Source organism: Streptomyces chartreusis (assembly GCF_008704715.1).
Lineage (GTDB): Bacteria > Actinomycetota > Actinomycetes > Streptomycetales > Streptomycetaceae > Streptomyces > Streptomyces chartreusis.
Window position 1 is genome coordinate 9,270,283 of sequence record NZ_CP023689.1, and the last position, 18,404, is coordinate 9,288,686.

The following is an 18,404-nucleotide window of genomic DNA, read 5'->3' on the forward strand; positions in this document are numbered from 1 at the left end:
GCTCGAAGCTCACGCTCAAAGTCGTCTGCCGATGCGGGATGCGACTCGGGTGAGCCGGAACCAGTAGAAGCCGTGGCCCCCGAGGGTCAGCAGATACGGCAGTTCGCCGATGGCCGGGAATCGGACCCCGCCGAACAGCTCGACCGGGTGGCGTCCGCTGAACTCGCGCAGGTCGAGCTCGGTGGGCTGTGCGAAGCGGGCGAAGTTGTGGACGCACAGCACCAGGTCGTCCTCGTACTCGCGCAGGAAGGCGAGGACCGCCGGGTTCGACGACTGGAGTTCGGTGTAGGTGCCGAGCCCGAACGCCGGGTTCTGCTTGCGGATCTCGATCATGCGGCGGGTCCAGTGCAGCAGCGAGGACGGCGACGCCATGGACGCCTCGACGTTCGTCACCTGGTAGCCGTAGACCGGGTCCATGATCGTCGGCAGGCAGAGTCGTCCGGGGTCGCACGTGGAGAATCCGGCGTTGCGGTCCGGGGTCCACTGCATGGGGGTGCGGACGGCGTCGCGGTCGCCGAGCCAGATGTTGTCGCCCATGCCGATCTCGTCGCCGTAATAGAGGATCGGGCTGCCCGGCAGGGACAGCAGCAGGGCGGTGAAGAGTTCGATCGAATGACGGTCGTTGTCGAGGAGCGGGGCGAGACGCCTGCGGATGCCGATGTTGGCGCGCATGCGGGGGTCCTTGGCGTATTCCGCCCACATGTAGTCGCGTTCCTCGTCGGTGACCATTTCGAGGGTCAGCTCGTCGTGGTTGCGCAGGAAGATGCCCCACTGGCAGCCGGAGGGGATGGCCGGCGTCTTGGCGAGGATTTCCGAGACCGGGTACCTCGACTCCCTGCGCACCGCCATGAAGATCCGCGGCATGACCGGGAAATGAAACGCCATGTGGCATTCGTCGCCGCCGCTGCCGTAGTCGCCGAAGTAGTCGACGACGTCCTCCGGCCACTGATTGGCCTCCGCCAGCAGCACCGTGTCCGGATACATCGCGTCGATCTCGCGGCGGACCCGCTTGAGGAACGTGTGGGTGGCGGGAAGGTTCTCGCAGTTCGTGCCCTCTGCCGAATACAGATAGGGCACGGCGTCCAGGCGGAAGCCGTCGATGCCGAGGTCGAGCCAGAAGCGGAGGGCGGCCAGGATCTCTTCCTGTACGGCCGGGTTCTCGTAGTTGAGGTCGGGTTGGTGGGAGAAGAAGCGGTGGAAGTAGTACTGCTTGCGGACCGGGTCGAAGGTCCAGTTGGAGGCCTCGGTGTCGACGAAGATGATGCGGGCGTCGGAGTACGCCTTGTCGTCGTCGGCCCACATGTAGTAGTCGCCGTAGGGTCCTTCGGGGTCTTTTCTGGATTCCTGGAACCACGGGTGCTGGTCGCTGGTGTGGTTCATGACGAAGTCGATGATGACCCGCATGCCGCGCTGGTGGGCGGCGTCGGCGAATTCGACGAAGTCGGCGAGGTCGCCGAATTCTGGCAGGACGGCGGTGTAGTCGGAGACGTCGTAGCCGCCGTCGCGGAGGGGTGATTTGAAGAAGGGCGGCAGCCACAGGCAGTCGACGCCGAGCCATTGCAGGTAGTCGAGTTTGGCGGTCAGGCCTTTGAGGTCGCCGACGCCGTCGCCGTTGCTGTCCTGGAAGGAGCGGACCAGGACCTCGTAGAAGACGGCGCGTTTGAACCAGTCGGGGTCACGATCCTTGGCTGGGGTGTCCTCGAAGGTGTCCTGAACGGGCTCGTTGACGGTCATGAGGCTCAGGACCCTCCGATCTGCGGTGGCGAAGCCTGGACGTGGAACACGTGCGCGGGCGCCGTGCCGGGTTCGAGGCGTACGTAGTTGGTCCGGCCCCAGCGGTAGCTCTCGCCCGTCAGTTCGTCGTGCACGGACAGGGAGGCGTCCCAGTCCAGGCCGAGTTGCGGCATGTCCAACGAGACCGTGGCTTCCTGGGTGTGGTGCGGATCAAGGTTCGCGACCACCAGGACCGTGTCCGGACCGGTGCGCTTGCTGTACGCGATCAGCGAGTCGTTGTCGGTCCGGTGGAAGCGGAGATTGCGCAGCCGGTGGAGCGCGGGATGGCACCTGCGAATCGCGTTGAGGCGGGTGAGCAGGGGGGTGATGGTGCGGCCTTCGCGTTCGGCCGCTGTCCAGTCGCGGGGGCGTAGCTGGTACTTCTCGGAGTGGAGGTATTCCTCGCTGCCCTTGCGCAGGGGTGTGTTCTCGCACAGTTCGTAGCCGCTGTAGATGCCCCAGGTGGGGACAGGGTGGCGGCGAGGACGGCGCGCAGCTCGAAGGCGGGACGGCCGCCCTGCTGGAGGAACTCGTGCAGGATGTCGGGGGTGTTGGCGAAGAAGTTCGGCCGCATGTAGGCGGCGGCCTCGCCGGACAGCTCGGTCAGGTACTCGGTGAGTTCCTGCTTGCTGTTGCGCCAGGTGAAGTACGTGTACGACTGCTGGAAGCCGATCTGGGCCAGGGTGTGCATCATCGCCGGCCGGGTGAACGCCTCCGCCAGGAAGATCACGTCCGGGTCGGTGCGGCCCACGTCCGCGATCACCCTCTGCCAGAACACGACCGGCTTGGTGTGCGGGTTGTCGACCCGGAAGATCCGCACCCCGTGGTCCATCCAGTGGCGCAGCACCCGCAGCGTCTCGACGATCAGACCGTCCATGTCCGCGTCGAACGCGATCGGGTAGATGTCCTGGTACTTCTTCGGCGGGTTCTCCGCATAGGCGATCGTGCCGTCCGGGCGGTGGTGGAACCACTCCGGATGCTTGTCCACCCACGGATGATCCGGTGAGCACTGCAGGGCGAAGTCGAGCGCGACCTCCAGGCCCAGTTCCCCCGCCCTGGCGACGAACCGGTCGAAGTCCTCGATCGTGCCCAGGTCCGGGTGGACGGCGTCGTGGCCGCCCTCGGGCGAACCGATCGCCCAGGGCACGCCGACGTCGTCGACGCCTGCGGACAGGGTGTTGTCGGGGCCCTTGCGGAAGGTCGTGCCGATCGGGTGGATCGGCGGCAGGTAGACGACGTCGAAGCCCATCGCCGCGATCCCCGGCAACCGGCCGGCCGCGGTCTCGAAGGTGCCGTGCGGGCGCTCGGCCGTGCCCTCGGAACGCGGGAAGAACTCGTACCAGGAGCCGTACAGGGCCCGCTCCCGCTCCACCAGCAGCGGCAGCGGATCCGACGCGGTCACCAGATCCCGCAACGGATAACGCCCCAACACGGCGTCCACGTTCGCCGCGAACGCCGCCGCGAGGCGTGACACGGGCGGCAGCGAGTCGTCGCGCAGCGCCTCCGAGGCGGCCAGCACGGCCGCCCGCTCCGACTCGTCCGGCAGTCCGGCGGCGGCACGCTCGTACAGCTCGCCGCCCTCCTCCAGGACCAGCCCGACGTCGATGCCGGCCGGCACCTTGATCCGGGCGGTGCGGCGCCACGTGGCCACCGGATCGCTCCAGGCCTCCACATGGAACGTCCAGCGGCCCACCGCGGACGGCGTCACCTTGGCGCCCCAGCGGTCCATGCCGGGGGCCAGTTCGTGCATCGGCGTCCAGGGGCCGGGGCGGCCGTCCGGGTCGGTCAGCACGACATTGGCGGCCACGGAGTCGTGGCCCTCGCGGAACACGGTGGCGGTGACCTCGAAGGTCTCGCCCACTACTGCCTTCGCCGGATGCCTGCCGCACTCCACGGCCGGTCGTACGTCCCGTACCGGGATACGGCCGATGGTCCCGGTGCCGGCACCGGCTTTGCTCTTGGTCCTGCCCATGGTTCACCTCCACCGCGCTCGAGGCCGGGCACAAGGCCCGGCCGGGGATTCGATCTTCGCCGGAAGCCGGCTACCTCTCGGCATGGAAACGCCGCCGCCGCCGCGATCTCGGCGGTCCTCTCCGGGCGGAGACGCTCGCCGTACGGGGCCGTCCGTCCTGCTCCAGGGCGTAAGCGGCCGGAGTGATCCGCAGAAAACGTTCGGCGGCGTCCACGGCCTCGCGGGCGCAGCGCTTTCCCATCAGCACACAGAGGGTGTAGCCGGTGTCCTCGAAGGTGGCGCGCACCATGAGGTCGGCCGGGGCCGCGAGCATGGCTCGTTCCCAGGCCCGGTATCGCCGAAGTTGCCGGGCGACTTCGGCTTTGGCCGGTAGCAGCATTGGCCCCGTTCACCTTCCGGGCTCGATGAGCGTTTCCCGACCGTCGGGCGGAAACCCGTGCGCGCATACGCACGGGTTCCGTTACGGGCATCGAGGTCTTCACACATGGTGCACGGTTGGCGACGCAGCGTCCTGTTGGATCTTCAACTACCTCAGGAGTGCGCTCCTGTTGCACGAATGGCGTACCGCCCCCACCCTGGAGTGACTCAGAAGCGATCAGCGCTCACGCTCCGTCATCGGGGCCCCGCCCCGCAGGGGCGAGGAGAGCGGGAGCTTTCGCGGTGAGGAGGTAAACGGTGAAGACCGCAGTGCCCTGCTACTACCACCTCGACGTGGAAGTGAGCCCCGAACGGGTGGGTCAGGTCAGCCGAATTCTGGCCGCCCACCTCAGGTACTGGGACCTGGAGACGCTTGTCGAGCCCGTCCGCCACGGCGCGGAGATGCTGCTCAGGGCCATCGACGAGCACGCTACGGACAAGAACATCTCGATCGAGATGTGGTGGAACGGCCAGCACCTCATCACGGCCGTCGGCGACAACGACCGCGCCCTGCGCCCGGACCACGAGCTGCGCGCCTGTCTCCGGCACATCGCCCTGATGAGTGACGGCTGGGGCTGCTGCGCCACCGAGTCCGGCAGCAAGGTCATCTGGTTCTCGCAACGCGCCCGCGCCGGCGAACGCGCCCCGCTCGTACCGGCCGCCCCCGCGCCCAGTCTGCGCGAGGCACGCCGCGTCCCCCGCGACGTGCCCGCCACGGCGGTCGCGCACGCGGCGGACATCCGGGACGGTGTCCTCGAGGAGGCCAGGTGACCGCGAGACGGCGCCGCGACGACAGGAGCCGAGGGGTGTCCGCCTGGAGCGGGCACCCCTACCCGCTGGGAGCCGCGTACGACGGCCGGGGGACCAACTTCGCCATGTTCAGCGAGGTCGCCGAACGCGTCGAACTCGTCCTCGTCGACGACAAGGGCCGGCACAGCGCGGTCCCGCTGACCGAGATCGACGGCTTCGTCTGGCACGGCTATCTGCCCGACGTCGGCCCGGGGCAGCGCTACGGCTACCGGGTGCACGGCCCCTGGGACCCAGGGCTCGGCCACCGGTGCAATCCGGCGAAGCTGCTGCTCGACCCGTACAGCCGGGCCGTGGACGGCCAGGTCGACAACCACGCCTCCCTCTTCGAGCGCACCCCGGGCGCCCCGTCCCCGGCGGACAGCGCCGGGCACACCATGCTCGGCGTGGTCACCGAGCCGTACTTCGACTGGGGCGACGACAGCCCGCCGCGACGGCCGTACGCCGACACCGTCATCTACGAGGCGCACGTGCGGGGCCTGACCCGCAGTCACCCCGACGTCCCGCCCGAGCTGCGCGGCACCTACGCCGGGCTGGCACACCCCGCGATCGTCGAGCACCTCACCTCCCTCGGCGTGACCGCCGTCGAGCTGATGCCGGTGCACCAGTACGTCCAGGACGGCGTGCTGCAGGGCCGTGGTCTGTCCAACTACTGGGGCTACAACACGATCGGCTTCTTCGCGCCGCACAACGCCTACGCCGCCCGCGGCACCCGCGGCCGGCAGGTCGACGAGTTCAAGTCGATGGTGAAGGCGCTGCACGCGGCCGGTCTCGAAGTGATCCTGGACGTGGTCTACAACCACACCGCCGAGGGCAACGAACGCGGCCCGACGCTGTCCTTCCGGGGCATCGACAACGCCTCGTACTACCGCCTCGTGGACGGCGACTGGGCGCACTACTACGACACCACCGGCACCGGCAACAGCCTGCTGATGCGGCACCCCTACGTGCTCCAGCTGATCATGGACTCGCTGCGCTACTGGGTCACCGAGATGCATGTCGACGGCTTCCGCTTCGACCTCGCGGCGACCCTGGCCCGGCAGTTCCACGAGGTGGACCGGCTTTCCGCGTTCTTCGACCTGATCCAGCAGGACCCGGTGATCAGCCGGGTCAAGCTGATCGCCGAGCCCTGGGACGTGGGGGAGGGCGGCTACCAGGTGGGCAACTTCCCGCAGCTGTGGTCGGAGTGGAACGGCAAGTACCGGGACGCCGTACGGGACTTCTGGCGGGCCGAGCCCGGTTCGCTCGGCGAGTTCGCCTCCCGGCTGACCGGCTCCTCGGACCTGTACGCGCACAGCCGGCGCCGCCCGCGCGCCAGCGTCAACTTCGTCACCGCGCACGACGGGTTCACGCTGCGCGACCTCGTCTCCTACAACGACAAGCACAACGAGGCCAACGGCGAGAACAACCGGGACGGCGAGAGCCACAACCGGTCCTGGAACTGCGGCGCCGAGGGCGAGACCCGCGACCCGGCAGTGCTCGGGCTGCGCGCCCGCCAGCAGCGCAACTTCCTCGCCACGCTGCTGCTGTCGCAGGGCATCCCGATGCTCTGCCACGGCGACGAACTCGGCCGCACCCAGCGCGGCAACAACAACGCCTACTGCCAGGACAACGAGGTCTCCTGGGTCGACTGGCGGCTCACCGACGACCAGCGTGCCCTCGCCGACTTCACCCGGCACGTCATCGGCCTGCGCGCCGCCCACCCCGTGCTGCGCCGCCGCCGCTTCTTCCAGGGGGAGACCCCGACCCATCCCGACCAGCCGCTGCCCGACCTGGTGTGGCTGCTGCCCGACGGCCGTGAGATGACACCGGACGACTGGCGCCGCTCCGACGCGCACGCGGTCGCCGCCTTCCTCAACGGCGACGCGATCGCCGAGCCCGACTCGTGCGGGCGGCCGGTCGTGGACGACTCGTTCCTGATGCTGCTCAACAGCTACTGGGAGCCGATGGAGTTCCAGCTCCCGGACGAGACGTACGGCGAACGCTGGACGACACTGATCGACACCTCGGAGCAGCAGAGCCCCCCGGACGAGGTGGAGCACAAGGCAGGCACGGCGGTGCTGATCGAGCGCCGGAGCCTGGTCCTCCTGTCCCGGCCCTCGCGCCGACGCGCCTGACCGTCACCTCTCGCGGCGCGAGGTCACCGTGAACTGCGCCCCGTCCGGATCCCGCAGCACCGCCTCGTCGCTGCCCTTCGATAGCACGCTGCCCCCGTTCAGCTCCGCGTCCCGCGCGCACTCCGCGACATCCTCGACCGCGAAGTGGACCTGCCAGTGCGGACGGATCGTCGGATCCGGCGCCGACCCGACCGCCCCCGACTCGATGCGCGCCACCGCGTCACCCCCGCTGCGCAGCACGACCTCGCCGCCCTCGTAGTGCACCTCGCAATACCCCGGACCCTCGGTGGCCCAGTCGAGAACCTCGCCGTAGAACAGGGCGGCGTCGAACGCGTCACGCGTGTGCAGACGGATGAACGTCGGCGCGGCCCGCCGCCACGTCTCCCAGTTGGAGATGAGCTCGCCCTCCCAGATGCCGAACGTCGCCCCGTCGCGGTCCGCGAGCAGCGCGGCCCGTCCGGGCGGCAGGGAGAGCGGCCCCACGGCCGCGGTACCGCCGCGTTCCTGGACCCGGGCGACCGCCTCGTCCGCGCTCGGCACGGCGAAGTAAGGGGTCCAGGCCACGGCCATCTGCCACATCGAGGCGACCGCGGCGATCCCGGCCACCGGCACGTTCTGCACCAGTGCGACCCGGAACCGGTCGCCCAGCTTGGCCGGCCGCCAGCGCCACCCGAGCACGGCCGTGTAGAACACCTGGGTGGCCTCCAGGTCACGGCTGGTCAGGCTCACCCAGCAGGGTGCGCCGAACACGGAGTGTGTGGACACGACATCGGCCGTGCTCCCGGGGGTCTTCGTATTGTTCATGTCAGTCGCGTCCTGGTCTCGCCCCACCGGCGGCCACCGGTGTGCTCCCAGTGTCGGGCCGGAACCGCTGCCGGGCCTGTCGAGTACCCCCGGCGGAGTGCTGAAACGGCCGATGTCCGTCCACGCATTCACTGGCACCCGATGGGCGAAGAGACGACGATGGATGCGTGGCACCGGTACCGAGCGAGCCCGCCGACGAGACCGACCGGATCCTTGAGCTGGAAGAGGAAGTCGACCAGCTCAAGGAAGCGGTGGTCTCGCACGCCGTCGTGGACCAGGCGATCGGCATGGTCGTCGCGCTGGGCCGGGTGGCACCGGACGAGGGATGGGCGGTGCTGAAGGAGGTCTCCCAGCACACGAACATCAAGCTCCGCCGGGTCGCGGAACTGATTCTCGTCTGGGGCAGGGAGGGCGAGATGCCGCCCGAGATCCGCTTCGAGCTCGAAGAAGCGTTGGAGCGTCACGGCCCGACGCAGATCCCGGAGGCGGGGCAGGACTAAGGACTCACCGCACTTCGGCCAGCAGCTCCTCACGCAGATGGGCGAAGCAGCCGCTGAGCAGCCGGGACACATGCATCTGTGAGATTCCGAGCTGGCAGGCGATGCGGCTCTGCGTCATTCCGCGGAAGAACCGGAGATAGAGGATCGTCCGCTCGCGCTCCGGGAGCCGTTGCAGACACGGCTTGACGGAGACACGGTCGACGACGATCTCGTACGCGGGATCGGGACCGCCGATCGCGTCCCCCAGCGCATAGCCGTCCGTCCCGGGCATCTCCGCCTCCAGCGAGAGCGCGGAGAAGCAGTCCAGGGCTTCCATCCCGGTGCGGACCTCGTCCTCGCTCAGCTGGGCGTGCTCCGCTATCTCGGGAATCGTGGGAGCCCGCCCCGAGGTCTGCTGCGACAGCTCCTTGGAGGAGCTGCGCACTCGGTTCCGCAGGTCCTGGACCCGGCGCGGCACGTGCAGCGTCCACATGTGGTCGCGGAAGTGCCGCTTGATCTCACCGGTGATGGTGGGCACCGCGTACGCCTCGAAGGCGTGACCGCGGGCCGGGTCGTAGTGGTCGACGGCCTTCACCAGGCCCAGGGCGGCCACCTGGTACAGATCCTCCAGGGACTCGCCCCGGCCCTTGAACCGGACGGCGATCCGCTCGGCCATGGGCAACCAGGCCTGGATCAGTTCGTCCTTGAGAACCTTGCGCTCCGGCCCTTCGGGGAGTCCCACGAGCCGTGCGAACGCCTCCGCGGTGTCGGGGGCGTCGTCGTGCGGGTGCTGCTTCGTTCTGGTGGCGGCACACATCCGTGCGCACCTCCCTCAGCAGGTGCTGGCTGGACAGCCATGGGAGGCGCGCGCTCGGACCTCGTGGAGGACACCCAGGGGCCTGTCGGCCGGCTCCCACGGAAGTGCCTCCTGTCCGAAGCACGTATGACTGTATTCCCGTCCAACCGGAACCTGAAACACATTTCGTGAATACCACTACGTGTTACGACAGAGTGACTGTATGTCCGCGCCTCCTTGACCCTCCCTTGGTTCATTACCTCTGTTACAGAGGTAACGTCGAAGACGTGGAACAGGAGACCTTCCCCGAGGACCTCGCGGACGCTCTCGTCGGCGTCCAGCGACTGGTCCGCCGCAGACTGCGCCGGGAGATGCCCGCCCCGCCGCTGCGCACCGCCGAGGTGGAGCTGCTCCGGCTGGTCGTGGAGCGGCCCGGCATCGGGATCTCGGAGGCGGCCAAGGAGCTGTACCTGGCGGGCAATTCGGTGTCGACGCTGGTCAACCAGCTGGCCCGGCAGGGCTACCTGGTCCGCGAGACCGACCCGGCCGACCGGCGCGCAGCCCGGCTGTTGCCCACCCCGGCGGCCGAGGCCCGGCTCGGCGAATGGCGCAGACGCCGCTCGGACCTCGTACGGCGCCAGGTGTCCCGGCTCGACGAGGCGGACCGCGAGACGCTGCTCGCGGCGATCCCGGCGCTGCGCAGACTGGCCGGCAACCTGCGTGAGGAGGCGGAGCGACCATGACACGACACCCCGCCGAGGCCGTGGTCTGCACCGGGCTCGCCCATGCCTTCGGCGACACCAACGCCGTCGACGGACTCGACCTGACCGTGCGCGAGGGCGAGGTCTTCGGGCTGCTCGGCCCCAACGGCGCCGGGAAGACCACGGCGATCCGCTGCATGACCACCCTCCTGCCGGTGCCCGCCGGCATGGTCCGGGTCTTCGGGCACGACGCCGCGGACGACCGTATGGCCGTACGCCGGCTGCTCGGCTACGTCCCGCAGCAGCTGTCCGCGGACGCCGGCCTGACCGGCCGCGAGAACGTCGCCCTGTTCGCCCGGGTCTTCGACGTGCCCCGCCGCGAGCGCGCCGCACGGGTCGGCCAGGCCCTCGCCGCCGTCGGCCTCACCGACGCCGCCGACCGGCTCGCCGGCACCTACTCCGGCGGTATGGTCCGCCGGCTCGAACTCGCCCAGGCCCTGGTCAGCGCGCCCCGCCTGCTGATCCTCGACGAACCCACCATCGGCCTCGACCCGATCGCCCGCACCGGCGTGTGGGAGCACATCGGCGCCGTCCGCGCCGCCACCGGCATGACGGTCCTGGTCACCACCCACTACATGGACGAGGCCGACCAGTACTGCGACCGGGTCGGCCTCATGCACCACGGCCGTATCCGCGCCCTCGGCACTCCCGCCGAGCTCAGGGAGGGGCTCGGCGCGCGCAGGCGGGCCGAAGGGGCGGACGGCACCGCATCGCTGCCCACGCTGGAGGACGTCTTCCGCGACATCGCCGGCAGCGGGCTCGACGAGAGTTCAGGAGACTTCCGCGATGTCCGAAGCACCCGCCGCACCGCCCGCCGTGTCGGCTGACCGGGCCCGCCCCGACGGCATCGACCTGCTGCTGCGGCCACCCGCGCCCCGCGCCGGCTGGCGGGTGCTGCCCGCCCGGGTCGTCGCCATGTGCGCCGTCGAACTCCAGAAGCTGCGCCACGACCGCACCGAGCTCTACACCCGTGCGGTCCAGCCCGCCCTCTGGCTGCTGATCTTCGGCCAGACCTTCACCCGCATCAAGGCGATCCCCACCGGCGGCATCCCCTACGTCGACTACCTGGCGCCCGGCATCATCGCCCAGTCCGCGATGTTCATCGCCATCTTCTACGGCATCCAGATCATCTGGGAGCGGGACGCCGGCGTCCTCAACAAGCTGCTGGTCACCCCGACCCCGCGCTCGGCCCTGATCACCGGCAAGGCGTTCGCCGCCGGGGTGAAGGCGCTGATCCAGGCTGTCGTCGTGATCGTCATCGCCGCGCTGCTCGGCGTCGCGCTGACCTGGAACCCGCTGAAGCTGCTCGGCGTCGCCGTGGTCGTCGTCCTCGGCTCCGCCTTCTTCGCCTGTCTGTCGATGACCATCGCCGGCATCGTCCTCAGCCGCGACCGGCTGATGGGCTTCGGGCAGGCCATCACGATGCCGCTGTTCTTCGGCTCCAACGCCCTCTACCCGCTGTCGGTGATGCCGGGCTGGCTCCAGGCCGTCAGCAAGGCCAACCCGCTCAGCTACCAGGTCGACGCCCTGCGCGGCCTGCTCATCGGCAGCCCCGCCCACCTCGCGCTCGACTTCGCCGTCCTGGTCGTGGCCGCCGCGCTCGGCATCACGGCGGCCTCCTCGCTGCTGGGCCGGCTGGCCCGCTGATGCCGGCGGGAAACGAGGTGTGCGGAACGTGATGTGCGGCACGTGGGAGACCGCCCGGGCACGGCCCGGAGAGGGATTCTTCCTGCCCACGGCTTGATCGGTGATCAAGGGGGCGAATGGGCTGGCCACAGCGCATTCTGCTCATTTGACAGTGCACTGAGCGCAAAGATAGGAAGCAGCTCTCTGGGTCGAGAGGTGGATTGTGTACGAGCCGAACGTGGTCGGGGACTGGCACGAGTACGACGAGCATGCCGGTCTGCGTGTCCGCGTCCACCGTCTGGAGGCCGCCGAGCCGCCGCGAGGACGCGACGACGCCGCCGAGGGGCTGACGTACTTCAGGCTCAGGGTCACCGTCGAGAACCGCGGCGAGCGGCACCTCGGCATCCACCTCGAGGACGGCCAGATCGACGTGCGGATCGGCAGCGACGGCGAGGCCGCGTTCATCGACTGGCGCAACTCGCAGTTCATCGAGGGCTTCGACGTCTACCCCCTGCGCCGCGCCACCGCCGTGCTCTACGCGGCCGGCCCCGAGGCGAGCCTGAGCCAGGTCGACGTGCAGATCCAGCTGCGGGTCGAGGAGGAGTGGGCGGAACGCCGGCTGTGGACCGGCGGCGTCGGCCTCCAGGAGGGCTGCGCCGGCGCCCACGCCGCCGCCCTGCGCGACGGCCTCGCGCTCCAGGTCAGCAACTTCCTGCGGGACCAGGCCGAGGAGGGCACCGCCTGACGCGGGCGAGCCCTCCCGGCCCCGTGGTTCAGTGCGGGATGCCGTCGATGATCTCGCGGGCGCCCTCACGCAGCAGCGCCACCGCGACCGACGTGCCCAGCGTCGCGGGATCCAGCCGGCCGGCCCATTCGTGGGCGTTCAGCCGCGTCTTGCCGTCCGGGGTGAACACACAGGCCCGCAGTGACAGTTCGCCACCGCGGTCCACGCGCGCGTACCCGGCGATCGGGCTGTTGCAGTGGCCCTGGAGCACATGGAGGAACATGCGCTCGGCGGTGGCCTCCCGGTAGGTGTCCGGGTCGCCGAGACCGCTGACGAGGTCGATCAGCTCGGCGTCGCCCTCCCGGCACTGGAGCGCGAGGATGCCCGCGCCGATCGGCGGCATCATCACCTCGGGGGAGAGGATCTCGCTGATCACGTCCGTGCGGCCGATGCGCTCCAGGCCGGCCACCGCGAGCAGCAGCGCGTCCGCCTCGCCGGCCGCGAGCTTCTCCAGCCGCCGGTTGGCGTTGCCGCGGAACGGCACGCACTCCAGGTGCGGGTGAGTGGCGGCCAGCTGCGCGACGCGGCGCACCGAGGAGGTGCCGATCCGGGTCCCGGCGGGCAGCTCGTCCAGCGTGAGCCCCCCGGGGTGGATCAGCGCGTCACGGACGTCGTCGCGCTTCAGGAACGCGGCGAACGTCGTTCCCGCGGGCAGCGGCCGGTCGGCCGGGATGTCCTTGACGCAGTGCACGGCGAGATCGGCCTCGCCCACCAGCAGGGCGGCGTCCACCTCCTTGGTGAAGGCGCCCTTGCCCTCGACCTGGGACAGGTCGCCCATCCACTTGTCACCGGTCGTCTTCACCGGCACGACCTCGGTGCGGACACCGGGGTGCAGGACCGCCAACTCGGCGCGGACACGCTCCACTTGGGCGAGCGCCATCGGCGAGTCGCGGGAGACGATACGGATCAGTTCAGGGACGGACATGCCGCCACGATAGACCTTCACAAGTCCGCGCTCGTACGCCACCGCCCTATTCCCGCACCGCGCCGCGCCCGGGCGGGCCGGGTCTGTACCATCAGCGCCGCCGCCGTGCACAACCCTCCCGCCAGGAACGTGCCGCGCACCCCGACCACCGGCAGCAGCGCGCCCCCGAGCAGGGCGCCGGCGGCGATGCCCACGTTGTAGGCGGCCGAGTTCGCCGCGAGGGCGGTCTCGGTGCGGCCCGGCGCGACCCTCAGCACCTGGGTCTGCGTCGCCATGAAGACCGTCGAGACCGACGCGCCCAGCACCATGATCAGCAGCACGCCCGCCACCGGGACGTGGCCCGTCGCCCACAGCCCGAGCAGCGCCACCGTCTGCGCCGCCACCGGCACGGTCAGCGTCGCCCGCGGGAAGCGGTCCAGGAGCGGCCCGGCCACCGCGACGCCCGCCAGCGCCGCCCCGCCGAACGCGAACAGCACCGCACTCACCGCGCTCGCCCCGAACCCGCTCACCTCGTCGAGGAACGCGACGACATAAGTGAACCCGGCGAAGGCACCGGTCACCGACAGGGCCGTCACCGCAAGGACGACGCGGAACCCGCGCCGGTCGGGGGCGGCGCCGTACGCGGCGTGACCGTCCTGCGGGCGGGACGTCGGCAGCAGCGCGGCGATCGTCACCAGCGAGACGAGCGCGAGCACCCCGAGCAGTACGAACGGCGTGCGCCAGCCGGTGTGCCCGCCCAGCCACGTCCCCGCGGGCACGCCGGCCACCGTGGCCAGGGAACCGCCGACGGACAGCATCCCGATCACCCGCCCCCGGCGCTCGGGCGGGAACAGGCCGACCGCGACCGGCCCCATCACCGACCAGAACACCGCCTGCGCAAGGGCCGTCACCACCCGGGCCGCCAGCAGCACCCCGTACGACACGCCGCCCAGAGCCGACGCCCAGCTCGCCACGGCGAGCAGCCCGAGGATCCCCGCGAGCAGATACCGGCGCGGCACCGACCGGGTGACCTGGGCGAGCGGCAGTGAGGCGAGGGCCACGGTCAGGCCGTACCCGGTGACCAGGGCGCCCACGGCGGCGAGCGACACCCGCAGATCGTCCGCCATCAGCGCGAGCAGCCCGACCGGCAGATTCTCGGTGGTGTTGAAGGTGAACGCCGCCAGCATCAGCGCCGCGACGACGGCGGCGCGCCGCCACGGAGCCGGACCTGTACCGCCCATCGAACCGCCGCCTTTCCCACGGGGGAGTAGAGGGGCAAGAGTGCGAGGCCGGGGCCGGCGCGCTCTACTCTTTCGGTCCAGGACGAATCGCCGCTCACGACGGGGGCCGCATGCCGCTCGCCCTGCACCTCGGCACCGACGACCTGACGCGCTGCCGGTTCGCGATCTCGCCGCTCTGCCAGACCCACGAGGCGCTGCGGATGCTGCGCCGGCCCACCCGGCACGGCTACCACCGCGGCTGGCTGCGCCGGATGCGCCGTACGCTCGCCGGCCTGGACCTCGCACCCCTGTGGCTGTTCGTCCCACCCGTCGGCGGCTACACCCCCGACTTCCTGGGCGCGCCTCCGCCGGAGCCGTACCCGTCCTTCGACGACGAACTGGCCCGGATGCGCGCCACCGACCCGGCGCTGGCGCACGCGGAGATGGCCCGCTCTCTGGCCTGCGTGCCCGGACTCGCCGAGTCACCGCAGGGGCGTGCCGCGCTCGACGACCCCGCCGCGACCGTGCGGCGCCTGGCCGATCTCACCGAACGGGCCTGGCACGCGCTGCTCGCCCCGGACTGGGCCCGGCACCGTGCCGTACTGGAGGCGGACATCGCGCACCGCTCGCGCCGGGCGGCCGACGGCGGCCTCGACGCGCTGCTCACCGGTCTGCACCCGGCCGTCGAATGGACCGGCCACACCCTCACCCTGAGCCGCTACGACGAACTGGCCGACGCCCAGCGCCCGGACGGCAGGGGAGTGCTGCTCATGCCGAGCGTGTTCGTGTGGCCGGACGTGGTCAGCGGCTTCGCCCGGCCCTGGCAGCCGACGGTCATCTATCCCGCCCGTGGCATGGGCCGCCTGCACGACGCCCTGCCGCCGCGTCCGCCGCGGGCACTCGCCCGGCTGCTCGGCCACCAGCGCGCGGCCGTCCTCGCGGGTCTCACCGCGCCCTGCTCGACCACGGAGCTGGCCCGCCGTCACGAACTGGCCCCGTCGACCGTGTCGGCCCACCTGTCCACGCTGCGGGAGGCCGGGCTGCTGGAGTCCCGGCGCCAGGGCCACTACGTCCTGTACGCACGAACGCCCCTGGGCGACGCCCTCGTGGAGGGGGACGTCGGCCCGGGGGCGCGGTGACCGCGGAGCGCCGGACGGATCAGGCGTTCGGGTCGAAGGCGATGCCGGACGGCTTCGCCGACGCCAGGTGGGAGGCGAAGCTGCCGTCCTTCAGGCCGAAGTTGGCGCTGCCGAAGTTGTACGCGACGAGCTTGTCGCGCACGCCCGCCGGGTAGCCGTTCCAGCCGACCAGCGGCGGGTACTGCCAGGTGCCCTTGTGGTTCTCCGGCGGCTCGTCGTTGGAGTTCGCCAGCCGGAAGCAGTGCGTGCTGATGCCGTCCTTGTGGTACACGATCTTGGCGTGCGTGCCGTCGAAGCGCACCGAGGAGGCGGCGTGCACCGTGAACGAGCCGTGGTTGGACGTCGAGACGTACTGCACCGCGTTGTTCTGAACCCACACCACGACGTGCTCCCAGTCGTGCCGGTGCCCGCCGATGCTGCTGCCCGCGAGCGCCTGGTCCTTCTCGAAGTACAGGCCGTAGATGTACGCGCACCAGCCGTTGTTGCACTTGTAGCGCGAGTAGCTGTTGGTGTTGTCGAGGTCCGAGGCGTCACGGCACTGGCCGTTGAGCGCGCCGGTCGGGTTCAGGCCACCGTTGACGGTGCCGTCCGGGCCGATGGCCGGGGTGGAGTAGCACCCGTCGGTGTCATAGTCGAAGGCCGGCTGGAACGTCCGCTCGGCCGCCTCGGCGTTGCCCGGCAGGGCCCCGGGCGGTGCGGCGAAGGCGGCGCTGGGGAAAGCGATGACGAGTGCGGCAGCACCGGCGAGCCCGGTGAGCCACCTCTTGCTGTGCGTGCGGAACGACTGTGACGCCACTGCGTCCTCCTCCTGGAACGGCGCAGCCCAACGGCTATGGGGGGATGGGGAGTTCAGCATCCCGGCGTTTCACATCCGTGCCAAGAGGCACGGGCGTACCGCTGGTAACGATCAGCGCAACACTTGGCTCCCGGGAAAGGCGCCTTGGCGGACCGTGAAGCCCCGTCAGACGCCGTCCTCGGGCAGCCAGGCCGCCGACTTCTCCGGCGTCAGGTCCGGCCGCAGCCGCAGCCAGGACGGCTGGCGCAGCATGCCGGACCGGGTACGGACGCTGTAGCGCACCTCGCCGACCAGCCGCGGCAGCACCCAGTGTGCGCCCGCCACCCGGGGCACCGGATCGAAGGGGCACCCGTCCGCCGCGACGGCCCCCAGCAGTCCGGCCAGCTCCGTCCGCTCGGCCTCGCTCCAGCCCGTGCCGACGCCGCCGACGTACCGCAGCCGGCGGTCGGCCGCGAACTGCCCCACCAGCAGCGCGCCCGGCAGACCGGTGAGCCGGCCCTTGCCGGGCAGCCAGCCGCCCACGACGACGTCCTCGCTGTGCATGTTGCGGATCTTGACCCAGGCGCGGGAACGCACCCCGGGCTCGTACAGCGAGTCCAGCCGTTTGCACACCAGCCCCTCCAGGCCGTGCTCCCGGGTCGCCGCCAGGGCCTCCGCCCCGTGTCCCACGACGGCACCCGGCGTCGACCAGTACGGCCCGTTGAGGTCGAGGTCCTCCAGCCGCCCGCGCCGCCGCGAGTAGGGGACCTTCAGCAGGGAGCTGCCCGCCAGGTGCATCACGTCGAACAGCACCAGATGCGCGGGCGTCTGCGCGGCCATCCGGGCGGCCCGCGCGGGCGAGTGCGCCAGCCCCATCCGGGACTGGAGCAACTGGAAGTCGGCGCGCCCCTGTTCGTCCAGGGCCAGGATCTCCCCGTCCAGCACGGCGGGCGTGGTCCCGAGGCTGTCGCCCAGCGCCCGCAGCTCGGGGTAGGCCGCGGTGATGTCCTCGCCGGAGCGGGCGCGCAGCAGCAGGGTGCCGTCACCCGCCAGATAGACCACCGCGCGCTGGCCGTCCTGCTTGGTCTCGTAGGCCCAGCGCGCGTCCTGGGAGGTGGGCGGGAGTTTGCCGGAAGTGGCGAGCATGGGAGGGATCAGCGGCAGGCTCACGGGTCAGTTCTCGACACGCCCGCCCGCCGCCACGCGCACCGGCCGCCGATTTCCCCTGAACGGCCGTCGGGGCGTCACTCGCCCCCGTTCGGCGGAACGGCCCGCACCAGGCCCGACTGATAGGCCATGACGACGAGTTGGGCACGGTCGCGGGCACCCAGCTTCGTCATGGCGCGGTGCACATGGGTGCGTACGGTCAGCGGGCTGACGTACAGCTTCCCGGCGATCTCCTCGTTGGAGTGCCCCTCGGCCACCCAGGCCATGACCTCCCGCTCGCGGGCGGTGAGGGCGGACAGGTGCTCAGGAGCGGCCGACTGGGCGCTCTCGGCGGGCGAGGACAGGAACCGGGTGATCAGGGTGCGGGTCGCGGTGGCCGACAGCAGGGACTCGCCGGCGGCCACCGTGCGGATGCCGGCGAGCAGTACGTCCGCCGTGACGTCCTTGCCGAGGAAGCCGCTCGCCCCGGCCCGCAGCGCCTGCGCGACGTACTCGTCGATCTCGAACGTGGTCAGGATCAGCACCCGCACCGCCGTGAGGTCCGGGTCGGCGCAGATCGCGGAGGTGGCCGCGAGCCCGTCGGTGCCGGGCATGCGGATGTCCATCAGGACCAGGTCGGGGCGGTGGAGCCGGGCGAGCTCCAGGGCCTCGGTGCCGTCGGTGGCCTCGCCGACCACCTCCATGTCCGCGCAGGAGTCGATCAGGATCCGGAAGGTGGCCCGCAGCAGGGCCTGGTCGTCGGCGAGCAGTACACGGATGGTCATGGGTGGTGCTTCTTCCCGCTCCGGATCAAGGGTCGGCCCCCAGCCTCGCCGTATCGGCCCGGCACGTCGTCGTCCGTCTGCCGACAATCACCCCTACTC

At 70.8% G+C, this 18,404-nt stretch carries 17 protein-coding genes and 1 pseudogene; 8 read left to right on the plus strand and 10 right to left on the minus strand.

Annotated elements, in window-relative coordinates; genetic code table 11:
- Positions 1-15: 15 nt before the first annotated feature.
- From treS to CP983_RS41190, 3 genes and pseudogenes are all read right to left on the minus strand, one after another.
- A complete protein-coding gene (treS, locus tag CP983_RS41180) occupies positions 16-1,734 on the minus strand; it encodes a maltose alpha-D-glucosyltransferase (RefSeq protein WP_150505524.1) in 1,719 nt (572 codons plus the stop codon).
- A gap of 5 nt (positions 1,735-1,739) precedes the next feature.
- Positions 1,740-3,745, minus strand: a pseudogene (locus tag CP983_RS41185) (alpha-1,4-glucan--maltose-1-phosphate maltosyltransferase).
- A 70-nt stretch (positions 3,746-3,815) separates the two neighbouring features.
- Positions 3,816-4,124, minus strand: coding sequence for a DUF5133 domain-containing protein (locus CP983_RS41190; RefSeq protein ID WP_125523950.1), 309 nt, complete (start codon positions 4,122-4,124; stop codon positions 3,816-3,818).
- 296 nt (positions 4,125-4,420) lie between these two features.
- On the opposite strand from CP983_RS41190, the gene CP983_RS41195 reads away from it, so the two are divergent.
- Positions 4,421-4,933: a pep a2 gene (locus tag CP983_RS41195; RefSeq protein ID WP_107909709.1), complete on the plus strand. Its 513-nt coding sequence runs from the start codon at positions 4,421-4,423 to the stop codon at positions 4,931-4,933.
- Positions 4,930-7,086 (plus strand): glycogen debranching protein GlgX, encoded by a 2,157-nt coding sequence (gene glgX / locus CP983_RS41200; protein ID WP_189748923.1) that lies wholly within the window; start codon positions 4,930-4,932, stop codon positions 7,084-7,086. The genes CP983_RS41195 and glgX overlap by 4 nt, the downstream gene beginning before the upstream one ends.
- Before the next feature lie 3 nt (positions 7,087-7,089).
- Here the strand turns inward: glgX and CP983_RS41205 are convergent, their stop codons facing one another.
- Positions 7,090-7,890, minus strand: a complete 801-nt coding sequence (locus tag CP983_RS41205; RefSeq protein ID WP_107909707.1) for a VOC family protein — start codon at positions 7,888-7,890, stop codon at positions 7,090-7,092.
- Between the two features lie 167 nt (positions 7,891-8,057).
- Between CP983_RS41205 and CP983_RS41210 the strand changes: the two genes are divergently transcribed.
- Positions 8,058-8,390, plus strand: a complete 333-nt coding sequence (locus CP983_RS41210; RefSeq protein WP_150505526.1) for an ANTAR domain-containing protein — start codon at positions 8,058-8,060, stop codon at positions 8,388-8,390.
- A gap of 4 nt (positions 8,391-8,394) precedes the next feature.
- Here CP983_RS41210 and CP983_RS41215 read toward each other — a convergent pair whose 3' ends face one another.
- The gene (locus CP983_RS41215) at positions 8,395-9,186 is read right to left on the minus strand and encodes an RNA polymerase sigma factor SigF (protein ID WP_150505528.1); all 792 of its coding nucleotides are present in this window, start codon (positions 9,184-9,186) and stop codon (positions 8,395-8,397) included.
- 266 nt (positions 9,187-9,452) lie between these two features.
- On the opposite strand from CP983_RS41215, the gene CP983_RS41220 reads away from it, so the two are divergent.
- From CP983_RS41220 to CP983_RS41235, 4 genes are all read left to right on the plus strand, one after another.
- Complete coding sequence (locus CP983_RS41220; protein WP_107909704.1) at positions 9,453-9,908, plus strand: MarR family winged helix-turn-helix transcriptional regulator; 456 nt, start codon at positions 9,453-9,455, stop codon at positions 9,906-9,908.
- Complete coding sequence (locus CP983_RS41225) at positions 9,905-10,753, plus strand: ABC transporter ATP-binding protein (protein WP_150505530.1); 849 nt, start codon at positions 9,905-9,907, stop codon at positions 10,751-10,753. Before CP983_RS41220 ends, CP983_RS41225 begins: the two co-directional genes overlap by 4 nt.
- Positions 10,713-11,573, plus strand: coding sequence for an ABC transporter permease (locus tag CP983_RS41230; RefSeq protein ID WP_150505532.1), 861 nt, complete (start codon positions 10,713-10,715; stop codon positions 11,571-11,573). Before CP983_RS41225 ends, CP983_RS41230 begins: the two co-directional genes overlap by 41 nt.
- Positions 11,574-11,775: 202 nt before the next feature.
- Positions 11,776-12,297 (plus strand): hypothetical protein, encoded by a 522-nt coding sequence (locus CP983_RS41235; protein WP_093867482.1) that lies wholly within the window; start codon positions 11,776-11,778, stop codon positions 12,295-12,297.
- 28 nt (positions 12,298-12,325) lie between these two features.
- On the opposite strand, the gene hemC is transcribed toward CP983_RS41235, so the two are convergent.
- Together hemC and CP983_RS41245 are read right to left on the minus strand one after the other, a co-directional pair.
- Positions 12,326-13,261, minus strand: a complete 936-nt coding sequence (gene hemC / locus CP983_RS41240) for a hydroxymethylbilane synthase (RefSeq protein WP_125523945.1) — start codon at positions 13,259-13,261, stop codon at positions 12,326-12,328.
- Positions 13,262-13,278: 17 nt separating this feature from the next.
- On the minus strand, positions 13,279-14,481 hold the full coding sequence (locus CP983_RS41245; protein ID WP_150505534.1) for an MFS transporter: 1,203 nt from the start codon (positions 14,479-14,481) through the stop codon (positions 13,279-13,281).
- Between the two features lie 110 nt (positions 14,482-14,591).
- Between CP983_RS41245 and CP983_RS41250 the strand changes: the two genes are divergently transcribed.
- Positions 14,592-15,599, plus strand: a complete 1,008-nt coding sequence (locus CP983_RS41250; protein ID WP_150505536.1) for an ArsR/SmtB family transcription factor — start codon at positions 14,592-14,594, stop codon at positions 15,597-15,599.
- Between the two features lie 19 nt (positions 15,600-15,618).
- Here the strand turns inward: CP983_RS41250 and CP983_RS41255 are convergent, their stop codons facing one another.
- From CP983_RS41255 to CP983_RS41265, 3 genes are all read right to left on the minus strand, one after another.
- The gene (locus tag CP983_RS41255; protein WP_150505538.1) at positions 15,619-16,395 is read right to left on the minus strand and encodes an NPP1 family protein; all 777 of its coding nucleotides are present in this window, start codon (positions 16,393-16,395) and stop codon (positions 15,619-15,621) included.
- A gap of 165 nt (positions 16,396-16,560) precedes the next feature.
- Positions 16,561-17,544: an ATP-dependent DNA ligase gene (locus CP983_RS41260; RefSeq protein ID WP_150505540.1), complete on the minus strand. Its 984-nt coding sequence runs from the start codon at positions 17,542-17,544 to the stop codon at positions 16,561-16,563.
- Between the two features lie 74 nt (positions 17,545-17,618).
- The gene (locus CP983_RS41265) at positions 17,619-18,305 is read right to left on the minus strand and encodes a response regulator transcription factor (RefSeq protein WP_107909698.1); all 687 of its coding nucleotides are present in this window, start codon (positions 18,303-18,305) and stop codon (positions 17,619-17,621) included.
- Positions 18,306-18,404: the final 99 nt, after the last annotated feature.

What these genes read in the sequence shown, in the direction of transcription:
- treS (WP_150505524.1), bottom strand. Translation starts at nt 1,734, where the DNA reads ATGACCGTCAACGAGCCCGTTCAGGACACCTTCGAGGACACCCCAGCC.
- CP983_RS41190 (WP_125523950.1), bottom strand. Translation starts at nt 4,124, where the DNA reads ATGCTGCTACCGGCCAAAGCCGAAGTCGCCCGGCAACTTCGGCGATAC.
- CP983_RS41205 (WP_107909707.1), bottom strand. Translation starts at nt 7,890, where the DNA reads ATGAACAATACGAAGACCCCCGGGAGCACGGCCGATGTCGTGTCCACA.
- CP983_RS41215 (WP_150505528.1), bottom strand. Translation starts at nt 9,186, where the DNA reads ATGTGTGCCGCCACCAGAACGAAGCAGCACCCGCACGACGACGCCCCC.
- CP983_RS41225 (WP_150505530.1), top strand. Translation starts at nt 9,905, where the DNA reads ATGACACGACACCCCGCCGAGGCCGTGGTCTGCACCGGGCTCGCCCAT.
- CP983_RS41230 (WP_150505532.1), top strand. Translation starts at nt 10,713, where the DNA reads ATGTCCGAAGCACCCGCCGCACCGCCCGCCGTGTCGGCTGACCGGGCC.
- hemC (WP_125523945.1), bottom strand. Translation starts at nt 13,261, where the DNA reads ATGTCCGTCCCTGAACTGATCCGTATCGTCTCCCGCGACTCGCCGATG.
- CP983_RS41245 (WP_150505534.1), bottom strand. Translation starts at nt 14,481, where the DNA reads ATGGGCGGTACAGGTCCGGCTCCGTGGCGGCGCGCCGCCGTCGTCGCG.
- CP983_RS41250 (WP_150505536.1), top strand. Translation starts at nt 14,592, where the DNA reads ATGCCGCTCGCCCTGCACCTCGGCACCGACGACCTGACGCGCTGCCGG.
- CP983_RS41265 (WP_107909698.1), bottom strand. Translation starts at nt 18,305, where the DNA reads ATGACCATCCGTGTACTGCTCGCCGACGACCAGGCCCTGCTGCGGGCC.